General features: G+C 38.3%; 11 protein-coding genes. 9 read left to right on the top strand and 2 right to left on the bottom strand.

Annotation, left to right across the window (positions count from 1 at the left end; genetic code table 11):
- Positions 1 to 324 precede the first annotated feature (324 nt).
- The gene (locus BLR79_RS07415; protein WP_092086500.1) at positions 325 to 693 is read right to left on the bottom strand and encodes a hypothetical protein; all 369 of its coding nucleotides are present in this window, start codon (positions 691 to 693) and stop codon (positions 325 to 327) included.
- A gap of 171 nt (positions 694 to 864) precedes the next feature.
- Between BLR79_RS07415 and BLR79_RS07410 the strand changes: the two genes are divergently transcribed.
- The 8 genes from BLR79_RS07410 to BLR79_RS07375 all read left to right on the top strand — a co-directional run bounded on the left by BLR79_RS07410 (position 865) and on the right by BLR79_RS07375 (position 9888).
- Positions 865 to 1980, top strand: a complete 1116-nt coding sequence (locus tag BLR79_RS07410; protein ID WP_092086497.1) for a thiamine pyrophosphate-dependent enzyme — start codon at positions 865 to 867, stop codon at positions 1978 to 1980.
- Positions 1981 to 2958, top strand: a complete 978-nt coding sequence (locus tag BLR79_RS07405; RefSeq protein WP_092086494.1) for an alpha-ketoacid dehydrogenase subunit beta — start codon at positions 1981 to 1983, stop codon at positions 2956 to 2958. It abuts the gene before it with no gap.
- 17 nt (positions 2959 to 2975) lie between these two features.
- A complete protein-coding gene (locus tag BLR79_RS07400; RefSeq protein ID WP_092086491.1) occupies positions 2976 to 4286 on the top strand; it encodes a dihydrolipoamide acetyltransferase family protein in 1311 nt (436 codons plus the stop codon).
- Between the two features lie 6 nt (positions 4287 to 4292).
- Positions 4293 to 5717, top strand: a complete 1425-nt coding sequence (lpdA, locus tag BLR79_RS07395) for a dihydrolipoyl dehydrogenase (protein ID WP_092086488.1) — start codon at positions 4293 to 4295, stop codon at positions 5715 to 5717.
- Positions 5718 to 5770: 53 nt separating this feature from the next.
- On the top strand, positions 5771 to 6823 hold the full coding sequence (locus BLR79_RS07390) for a PTS sugar transporter subunit IIC (RefSeq protein ID WP_092086485.1): 1053 nt from the start codon (positions 5771 to 5773) through the stop codon (positions 6821 to 6823).
- A 10-nt stretch (positions 6824 to 6833) separates the two neighbouring features.
- Entirely contained in the window at positions 6834 to 7748 is a 915-nt protein-coding gene (locus BLR79_RS07385) for a phosphate acyltransferase (RefSeq protein WP_092086482.1), read from the top strand.
- Positions 7745 to 8806, top strand: coding sequence for a butyrate kinase (buk, locus tag BLR79_RS07380; protein WP_092086479.1), 1062 nt, complete (start codon positions 7745 to 7747; stop codon positions 8804 to 8806). The genes BLR79_RS07385 and buk overlap by 4 nt, the downstream gene beginning before the upstream one ends.
- A gap of 86 nt (positions 8807 to 8892) precedes the next feature.
- Positions 8893 to 9888, top strand: a complete 996-nt coding sequence (locus tag BLR79_RS07375; protein WP_092086476.1) for a D-2-hydroxyacid dehydrogenase — start codon at positions 8893 to 8895, stop codon at positions 9886 to 9888.
- A 16-nt stretch (positions 9889 to 9904) separates the two neighbouring features.
- On the opposite strand, the gene BLR79_RS07370 is transcribed toward BLR79_RS07375, so the two are convergent.
- Positions 9905 to 10804, bottom strand: a complete 900-nt coding sequence (locus BLR79_RS07370) for a LysR family transcriptional regulator (protein ID WP_159427627.1) — start codon at positions 10802 to 10804, stop codon at positions 9905 to 9907.
- Positions 10805 to 10937: 133 nt separating this feature from the next.
- Here BLR79_RS07370 and BLR79_RS07365 point away from each other — a divergent pair.
- A partial coding sequence (locus BLR79_RS07365; RefSeq protein ID WP_200778881.1) for a UPF0236 family transposase-like protein occupies positions 10938 to 11229 on the top strand: 292 nt, incomplete at its 3' end.

Here is an 11229-nt window from a genome sequence, read left to right as displayed (position 1 = left end):
CCTGTTGAATACAGACAACAACAATTACTTTTAAGTGCCTAAACATGTCGTAAATCACCTAACCTCAATGGTTTCACAAACCATCCAGACTTATCAAGAGCCGCTTCGCTCTTTCTCTTGACAAGCCTGGATATCTGATGAGATGTTTTGGTTAGGTCAATTAGCAGCTCCTCTGTTCTTGCGAAATTGGTCACCTTGAAGCAACTTAAGTTTTATATCTTTATTGAATCTTTCAGAAACACAAAAAAGAGCTACCCATTATTGGGGTAACTCTTCATAAAATCTAGTCTAACTTTTTGGGGTCACTATACTGGAGGGTCTTTTTTATAGAATCGTTCGTTTAGTTCCGGGTTGCTCTAATAAAACGTAGTAGTCACTGTCATGCATGTATGAAAAATCCTTATCTAATTGACAATGCAGCTGCCAACAATCATCCTTCCAAACAACTTCTCCTGTATTATCAATGGTATTGTCGCCACCACAGTTAAAGCGTTCTTCAATGTCACGAATATTGACTTGATCTCCTTCATAAATAAATTGGTTATCTTCTGAGTGTTCATGGACATTTTCTTTAATCATTGTATTTTTAAAGATTAGATGAGGCTCTATATCTTTAGGGTACGTATCATAATATGTATAAGATTGTTCTTTCGCATTCCACACACGGTAAGTAGCATCACTTGACTGAGTCATATTACAACCTCCTTGTTTGCTTTACTTCTTTCTTTTTATTATATCGAATTTTCCGATTGATAAGAAGAAAATAAAAGTTATAGTGTCATAACTTTTAAGTACTTCTCCAGCGGTTATGGAAGCGCTATCATGAGGGTGTAGAAAGTTGAACACACGAAAGGGGTATTCATAATGACAAAAACTGCAAAACTCAGTAGTATCGATTTACAAAAAATTGTCGATAGCTATGAAGAGGATTTCCCGGTAATTCAAGTATTAGATCCAGAAGGAAAAGTCGTCGATAAAAAAGCGATGGAAACTATTTCTGATGAGGAACTCGTTAAATTAATGGAAGCCATGTATTGGGCAAGAACGATGGACGAAAGAACGATTATTTTAAACCGTCAAGGTTCCTTAGTAAACTACGCGACAGCCGGTGGACAAGAAGCAAGTCAGTACGGACCACTATTAGCATTAAAAGAAGAAGATTTCTTCACACCAACTTATCGTGATATTAACCCAAGTATCTTCTTTGGTTGGCCGATGGAACAAGCATTTATGTGGTATTTAGGACACGTTGATGCCAATAAGATTGATAAAGATCTTCATATGTACGCACCAAACGTTATTGTAGGTGGTACACCAATTCAAGGGGCAGGAAATGCGATTGGAATGCGCTTGAAAGAAGAAGATCGTATTGTTTTATCTTATACAGGTGATTCAGCCACGTCTCAAGGTGACTTCTACGAAGGATTAAACTTTGCTGGTGTGTATAAAGGAAACATGGTCGTTGTTATTCAAAACAACGGATATGGTATTTCGGTCCCTGTATCTCAACAGACTGCTGCTAAAGCACTAGCTCAAAAAGGATCAGGTGTCGGTGTGCCAGCCATTCGTGTAGACGGAATGGATCCGGTAGCAATGTACTTAGCAACAAAGCAAGCAAGAGAATATGCCGTGGAAAACGGTCCGGTCTTAATTGAAGCTTTAACTTATCGTTTTGGACCTCATACGATGTCAGATGATCCAAAACGTTACCGCGAAGATTCAGAAGTAGAAGAGTGGAAGAAAAAAGATCCACTAATTCGCTTAGGTAATTACTTACGTGAGAAAGATTTATGGTCTGATGAACAAGAACAAGAAATTTACGATAAAGTGCAAGAGGATGTTAAACAAGCTCTTGCAAAAGTCGCAAATATTGAAGATCAAAAAGTCAGCGAGTTCTTAAACAACATGTTCGACACAGATCATCAACCACAAAACATTAAAGAGCAACTAGCTATTTGGGAAGAAAAGGAGCGAAAATAAATGCGTGAATTAACATTAGCACAAGCAGTCACTGATGGTTTAACAGAAGTGATGAGTAAATATGACAATGCATTGATTTTTGGTCAAGACGTTGGGCGAAACGGTGGAGTTTTTAGAATTACTGATGGTTTACAAGAAAAGTTTGGTGAAAAACGAGTTTTTGATACGCCACTTGCTGAATCAGGAATTTTAGGAATTACTGTTGGTCTAGCAGACGAAGGATTTTTACCTTTACCGGAAATTCAATTCTCTGGATTTATTTTAGAAGCAATGGATGCTTTAGCAGCTAACATTACTCGGATGAGATTTAGATATGGAAACACACGAAGCGCACCAATCACCATCCGTGCACCTTACGGTGGAGGGGTTCGTACGCCAGAACTTCACTCAGATAGTTTAGAAGGAATGTTTGCTCAAATTCCTGGTTTAAGAATCGTTGTTCCAACAACGGCTTATGATGCTAAAGGATTATATATTGCTGCAGCAGAGTCTCCTGACCCAGTTCTATTTTTAGAGCACTTAAGACTTTATCGTACAGTAAAAGGAGACGTTCCTGAAGGATACTATACTGTTGATCTAGATAAAGCAGCTGTTGCAAGAGAAGGATCAGATATTACATTAGTAGGTTACGGCTTAATGACTGTTCTAGCACTGCAAGCAGCTGAAAAATTAGCTGAGCAAGGTGTTAGCGCCGAAGTGATCGACTTAAGAACAATCGCTCCAGTAGATTATGAAACGATTACGCAATCAGTAGCGAAGACTAACCGCGTTGTCGTATTACAAGAATCCCAGCGTCAAGCAGGAATCGTCGGACAAATTGCCGGAGAAATTCAAGAGCGTAACTTCATGGATTTAGATGCTCCTGTAGGACGAGTGACTGCACCAGACACTGTATTCCCATTTGGACTTGCAGAAAGTGTTTGGATGCCAGATGTGGATGACATTGTAGAACAAACATTATCTACATTGAACTACTAAGATAAAGGAGAATGACGATGTTTAAATATATTCTACCTGACTCAGGCGAAGGGACTCACGAAAGTGAAGTTCTTGAGTGGAAATATGAAGTGGGCGACTATGTTGAAGCAGACGCTACTTTATTAGAAATTCAAAGTGATAAAGCAGTTGTTGAGCTTCCGTGTCCTGTGTCTGGTTACTTAGCCAAGCAATACGTCCCTGTTGGTGAACTGGGAATTGTTGGCGAACCGATTGCTGAAATTGCCGAAAGCAAAGAAGAACTAGAAAGTTATCAATCTGGTGGTGAAACGTCTGAAGAAGCACCACAAAAAGAAGAGGTAAAAGAGGAGGCTAAAGAACAATCAACTCAAGAACAATCAACTACACAAGCAAAAGACTCTTCTAATGAAAAAGATATTCGTCGCATGGCTGTGCCACGTGTAAGACGCTATGCTCGTCTTAAAGAAGTGGATCTACTTCAAGTTGAAGGAACGGGAGCTCACGGCAAAATTACAATGGAAGACGTTGATAACTTCTTAGAGCACGGTCCAACAACTCAGCCACAAGAACAAGAAGTGGAAGAAGTAGCGGAAGAAGAAACGCTCGTTGCTGCACCTTCCATGGATGCTCAAGGTATTCCAGAAGATACGCCAATTAAGATGACATCTATGCGCCGTGTGATTGCAGACGCAATGGCTAAGAGTACAAGTGAAGTCGCTCAAGTAACCGTCTTTGATCAAGCGGTTGTTGATGAATTAGTTAACCACCGCAATAAGATGAAAGGGTTAGCTAAAGAAGATGATATTAGTTTAACTTACACGGCTTATGTTGTTAAAGTACTCGTTGGTTTAATGAAGAAATTCCCAGAACTCAACCGCTCAATCGATATGGAAAACCAACAATTCTTACAACATAACTACATCAACATTGGGGTAGCAACAGATACGCCAACAGGCTTAGTTGTTCCAATGATTCGCAATGCAGACTCTAAGAGCTTATTTGAAATTGCTAAAGAAATTCAAGAACTAGGCGAAAAAGCTCTCGAAGGAAAACTTGCTAGTTCAGAAATGGGCAAAGGATCGATTACAGTAACCAACGTTGGTGCAGTAGCTACATCAGGCGTATGGTCTACTCCAGTAATTAACTTGCCAGAAATTGCTATTTTAAATGTGGGTCGCATTGATAAACAATTCATGCCTGACGAGAATGACCAACCAGTCTTAAAGCATGTTATGAAATTATCGTTTGCTTTTGACCATCGTGCTATTGATGGTGTGTTAGCACAACAAGCATTAAACTTAATTAAAAAATATTTAGAAAATCCAGATTTACTATTATCAGAAGGGTGATAACACATGGTCGTAGGAGGATTTACAAATACAGTCGATACAGTAGTCATCGGGGCAGGTCCCGGTGGCTATGTGGCGGCCATTCGAGCTGCCCAACTAGGTAAAAAAGTGACCATTATTGAAAAGAGTGAAATGGGCGGAGTGTGTTTAAACGTAGGATGTATTCCATCGAAAGCGTTAATTCACGCAGGGTCTGAATTCCAAAAAACACAACGGCCATCTGATATTGGTATTGAATATGGAAAGTCTAAACTCAATATGGCTAAAGTTCAACAATGGAAAAATGAACAAGTCGTTTCAACATTGACTAAAGGGGTTGAAATGTTACTTAAGAAAAATAAAGTCACCATTGTTAAAGGCGAAGCGAACTTTGTATCTAGAAATACCGTTCATGTGACGCCACCAGATGTTGATTCAGGTAACATGGGCGAAAGTTATCAATTCCAAGAGGCAATTATTGCGACAGGAAGCCGTCCAATTGAACTGAAAGCTTTTCCTTTTGGAGAAAATATTTTAGATTCTACGGGTGTACTTGCCTTAGAGGAATTACCAAAATCCCTTACTTTTATCGGTGGCGGATATATTGGAATGGAATTAGCGATGGCCTTTGCTTCTATGGGTAGTCAAGTCACTGCCATTGAAGGAACAGACCGGGTTTTAAATGGCTTTGATGCGGATTTAGTTAAACCAGTCTTAAAAGAAGCAGAACGCTTAGGTATGAAGATCATTACCAATGCCAAAGCGACAAGCTCTAAAGAAGTAGATGACGGCGTGGAACTCACTTATTCTGTTGAAGGTAAAGAAGAAACAGTCACATCTGAAAAGTTAGCGGTCATGGTAGGACGAAAACCGAATACAGATAACATTAGTCTAGAGCTAACTGGCATTACCACTGATGATAAAGGATTAATTCCAGTCAATGAAGCTATGCAGACGAGTGTTCCGCATATTTATGCTATTGGTGATATTGTCTCAGGACCTGCCTTAGCTCATAAAGCATCTTACGAAGGTAAGGTAGCTGCCGAGCACTTAGCTGGTAAAAAAGGAAGTGCCAATGATTATTTAGCCATTCCTACCGTAGCTTATACAACGCCAGAAATTGCGACAGTTGGTTTGACAGAATCTGATTGTAAAGAGCAAGGTATCGAATATAATAAAGCAACCTTTATGTTTGCTGGTAATGGCCGTGCTATTACGATGGAACAAACCGAAGGATTTATTCGCTTAATTAGTGATAAAGAAAATAATACCATTTTAGGTGGCCAAATTGTCGGCCCAGATGCTAGCGAATTGATTGGACAAGTCGCTTTAGCAATTGAAAACTTATTGACTGCTGAAGATGTAGTACTTACAATTCATAACCATCCATCTCTTTCTGAAGCATTGATGGATACCAATGAAGTCTTACTAGGTCAAGGCATTCATCAATAAAATTTATCGGTGCTAGACTCTCTAGCACCGATCTTTGTAAAGGAGAGATTATTATGGAACAAAAGTTAACAGCCAAAGAATTTGTGATGAATATACTTAACGGGCTAGCCATTGGATCCGTTGTTGTATTAATTCCAGGTGCTTTATTATCGGAATTATTTAAATATTTAGCTTCATCCTCAATGCCAGCTTTATCTAATATGGTTTGGTATTTTGGCCTATCTAACTCAGTCATGGCCGTTGTTTGTGGTATTTTAATTGGTTTAAACTTTAAATTTAATCCCATTCAAGCAGCTTCTCTTGGATTAGCAACGATGGTTGCTTCAGGAGCTGTTACGTTTACTCCGGAAGGCTTAGTCCTAGCAGGAACGGGAGACATTATTAATATGGGAATTACAGCGGCTATTGGTGCACTGTTAATTTTAGCTGTTGGTAATAAATTAAGAGCTTATACCATTTTAGTGATTCCACCAATGATGTTACTAATTGCTGGAGGAATTGGCCATTTCCTTTTACCTTACACAATGAAAATTACGAGTCTAGTTGGTTACGGAGTCGCTCAATTACTCACTCTACAGCCAATGTTAATGAGTATTTTAATTGCGATGGTCTTTTCTGTTTTAATTGTTAGTCCGATTACTACGGTCGGGATTGCGCTTGCTATTGGATTAGCTGGTTTAGGTTCAGGAGCAGGTAACTTAGGAATTACAGTGACAGGATTTGCTTTTGCGATTAATGGATGGACAGTGAACTCTAAAGGAACCAGCGTCGCCCACTTTATCGGTTCACCAAAGATGTCCATGCCAAATGTCATCAAAAAACCATTGATTTTACTGCCATCGATTTGCGGTGCTGCAATAGCTGGGGCCGTAGGATCTGTTTTAGGTATTTTAGGAACACCAATGAGTGCTGGGTTTGGAATTAGCGGGCTTGTTGGTCCAATTAACCACTTAAACTTAGTAGAAGGTGGCTGGAGTTTTTCTAATATTTTAGTGACAATTTTTGCTTTTGTTGTCGTGCCAATTGCAGTATCACTATTCTTTAAATATTTATTTATGAAAGTATGGCCAATTTTATCACCTAATGATTACTATTTAGATATTTAGGAGGGATTATATGGCATCATTAATTAATGAAATTTACCGTTTACACCCTGAATTAAAACAAGATCACACAAAATTAACGATGGTCGCTGTGAATGCAGCTGACGATGAAGTCATTAAAAGTGTTCAACAAGTCATTGATGAAACAACGATGAACGTTATCTTGTTAGGCGATGAAAAAGAAATTGAATCAGTTTTAGAAAATTACTCTCTTGATCCGTCACGTTATAGTATTGAATCGGTATCTAGCGACGAAGAAAGTGCCTTTAAAGCCGTTGAACTAGTTCGTCAAGGTAAAGCGGATATTATTTTAAAAGGTCATATTGGAACCGGAACTTTATTAAAACAAGTAGTTAACAAAGAGACCGGTATTCGTGACAAAGATGTCTTAACCCACGTAGCTGTTCTTTATGTTCCTACTCTAAAACGCTTAGTGGCTATTAGTGATGGAGGACTTGTTTTAGAACCTGATGAAAAGAGCGGTAAAGTAGTCATTGAAAATGCGGTAAAAGTCATGAAACACTTATTAAATAAACCGCTGAAAGTGGCTTTATTATCAGCGGCAGAGCAAGTCATTCCTAAACTTGCTTCTTCAGTCATTGAAGAACAACTTGCTAAAGAATTGACAATTGAAAATACAATTATCGAAGGACCTTTATCGATTGATATTTCTTTAGTCCCTGATATCGCCAAAGAAAAGGACTACCGTGGCGAAATTCAAGGAGATGCAGATATTTTATATGCACCAGATATTAGTACAGGTAATATTTTATCTAAAACTCTTATTTTATTTGGTGGAGCACAGATGGCCGGAGTCATTATGGGAGCTAAAGTTCCAATTGTGGTGACTTCTCGCAGTTCCTCGGCCGATGAAAAGTTTGCTTCGGTACTGCTTTCTCAAATTATGATGAAAGGAGACTCGCAATGAAAATTCTAGCGATTAATCCAGGAGCTACTTCAACTAAAATTGCATTGTATCAAAATAAAGAACAACAATTCGAACAAACCATTGAATATACTAGCGAGCAACTACAAGACTTTGATGGCATTTTCGATCAATTCGATTTACGATTAAAAGACATTTTGAACATTCTTAAAGACCAAAAAGTAGAGTCACTAGATGCTGTTGCTGCAAGAGGCGGCTTGATTGGTCCAGTGCCTCCAGGAGCTATTGAAGTCAATGATGATTTAGTATATCATTTAAGACATCGTCCTGTATTAGAACACGCTTCCAACCTTGGGGCAGCATTAGCTCAAAAAGTTGTTCAACAGTTCGGATCTCGAGAAGCTAAAGCTTATATTTATGATCCTGTTACAGTTGATTCTATGTTACCTGTTGCTCGAATAACAGGGATTAAAGGCATTGAACGTCAAAGTATAGGCCATCATTTAAATATGCGAGCAGTGGCACGAAATATTGCTCACGACTTGGATAAGAGCTACGAAGAGATTAATGCGGTTGTCGTTCATATGGGTGGAGGTGCTTCCGCTAGCGCCCACCAAAAAGGTGAAGTCGTTGACTTCATTTCCGATGATGAAATTATGTTTTCAGCTGAGCGCTCTGGTGGACTTCCAGTCAAAGTGGTTATCCAAAAAGTAGAAGAAATGGGAGCCAAAGAGTTTTCTATCTTATCTAGAAAAAATGCTGGACTCCAATCTCACTGTCACACAAAGGACTTAAGACAAGTCTTAAAACAAATCCAACAAGGAGATGATTATGCAAGCTTAGTGTTTGATGCTTTAGCATTAGGCATTAGTAAAACTATTGCTGCGTTATCCACAACTCTTGAAGGAAAAGTAGATATGATTGGCGTTACCGGAGGAATGGCGTACTCTAAGGAGTTAATTGAACGCGTTGCGCAACGATCTGAATTTATTGCACCCGTCAAAGCGTATCCGGGCGAACAAGAAATGGATGCATTAGCCTTTGGAATTTTAAGGGTTCTTAACAATGAGGAAGAAGCTAGCCAATTTGTTGAGAAATAATCATTAGACGCTGTGCCGAATATGATTAGGATGCAGCCATCGATATCTTTGAAGATTATAAAGAAAGAAAAAGGAGATGATACATAGTGTATAAAGTCATTGCATATAGTGTCAAGAAAGAAGACGTTCCAGCAGCTAAAGAATGGGCAAAAGAAAATGATGTTGAATTAACCATTCTACATGAACCGCTAACAATGGAAACTATCGAGTTAGCTAAAGGACATGACGGAATTGCAGTAAGTCAAATGCATCCGATTACTCGTGAAATGTATGAAAAATTAGCAGAGTTTGGCATGAAACAAATCGCTCAACGTAGTGCAGGATATGAAATCCATGACTTAAAAGCTGCAAGTGATAACGGCATTATTGTAACAAACGTGCCTGTTTATTCACCAGAGTCCATCGCTGAATTCGTTGTTGCAGGAGCGATGATGGGAGTTCGCAAACTACCTTTAATTATGAAAGCAGCAGAAGAACACGACTTTAGATGGTCACCTGAAAAACGCGGTCGTTTATTAAAAGATATGACTGTGGGTATTTTAGGTGTGGGTCATATTGGACGTGAAGCAGCGCGTATCTTTAAAGGAATTGGCTGTAAAGTTATTGGTTATGATCTTTATCCAAATGACGAAGGGCGTCAATACTTAGAGTATAAAGATAGCGTAGACGAAGTCGTTAAGGAAGCCGATATTGTCAGCTTACACATGCCTCAAACTGAAGATAACTATCATTTGTTTGATATGGATATGTTCAACAAAATGAAAAAACATGCGATACTACTTAACGCCGGACGCGGTGGCTTAGTGAACACAGAAGACTTATTAAAAGCTTTAGATGAAGACATCTTAGATTATGCTTTCATTGACGTTTATGAGCATGAAGAAGCATACATTATGTATGATTACCGCGATAAAGAAATTGAAGATAAATTATTCGAGCGTTTAATTCATCATCCAAAAGTTGGATTCACTCCTCACTTAGCTTTCTATACAGACGTAGCCAACCGTAATATTTTAGTGTTTGGCTTAGATGCGGTCGTAGAAGTACTGAAAACAGGAGATTCTGTTAAACGTGTTAACTAATAAAATAGAACTGCTCTTAGTTATCTAAGGGCAGTTCTGTTTGTTTAATAGCATTAATAAATTGAATTGAATCGAGTGTATGTACAAAATCACGACGTGTACCGATACCTTGCGTAAAAGTATTTGATCGCTGAGCAAAAGGGATCCAGCAAATATCTTCGACTCGCGTATAGGGTTCAAGTTCAGCCGGAAGTAGCGCCACTGAATTCAATTGGTGCAAACTATGCAATAAAACGTCATAATCATTATGATAGAAAACAATATTTGAAGTAAAGCCTTCTTTTAACGCTTCTTTTGTCATTAAATCTCCGAGTACATAATCAGCAGTTAATGAACTAATAGGTGTATCGTGCAAATCTTCAAAACCAATTTGTTCTTTCGTAGCTAAAGGATGGTTCGTTGGAACAACAACTTTAGCTTTATACTGTTGCTTGTTTTCTAACGGCTCCATATAAATATTAGAGTATGTCATAGGAAAAGATAAAATCGCAATATCAATGTCTCCTTGAGATAGAAGGCGTTGTAGTTTTAAAGAGCCTTCTTGGACAATTTCAAGCTTAATTGAAGGGTGTTCAATAATAAATTTAGTAATTGCTTCCATAAATTGTAACGAAGTAAGAAAGGTCAATCCTAACTTAATGTAATTTTTGTTCTTTAAATGAAGGGTTTGAATTTCTTCAACGATTGAGTCAAATTCTTGAACTAATGGTTTTCCTCTTTCATAGAGTAGCTCTCCAGCAGTAGTTAATTGGAGTATATTATCTTGATAGACGAACAGTTGATTATTTAATTCTTCTTCCATCTTACGAATTGTTTTGTTTAAAGCGGGTTGTGAGATAAACAAACTTTTAGCTGCGTGAGTGTAATTTTTAGTTTCAGCAACAGCAATAAAATAGTTGAGTTGACGAATATCCATGAAAGCCCTCCCAAAAATATTTCCTAAATTCATTCCTTAGTGTAAAATAACTGTTGGTAAGCTAAAAGCAAAAAAGATAACCCTCTGCTATACTGTTAGTAGCCAAAACAGACAGAAAGTTAGAGGGTTATCCATGAATATTGTAACACAAGTTATGCAAGAAATTAGTAAAATGATGACAGATTTATATCATCAAGCGATTCAAGGGGAAGTAGACTTTTCAACGTGTATCAAAACCATTCGCGATACGATGCGTCAACTCTCAGTCGATTTAGGAGAAGATCTCTGTGCAACGATTGAGGAATCACTCTTTAAAAGCCCTGGAAGAAAAGCAAGATATCGTGTTCATCGTAGCCATGATGAAAAAACAGTCTCCACACTGATCGGTGATATTAAACTTTCAAGGCGTTATTACAAAGATAAGC

Origin of the sequence: Dolosicoccus paucivorans, assembly GCF_900100125.1 — a bacterium.
Classification (GTDB): Bacteria; Bacillota; Bacilli; order Lactobacillales; family Aerococcaceae; genus Dolosicoccus; species Dolosicoccus paucivorans.
The sequence above is the reverse complement of the archived record's forward strand: the minus strand, read 5'-3'. Positions and strand labels throughout refer to the sequence as shown.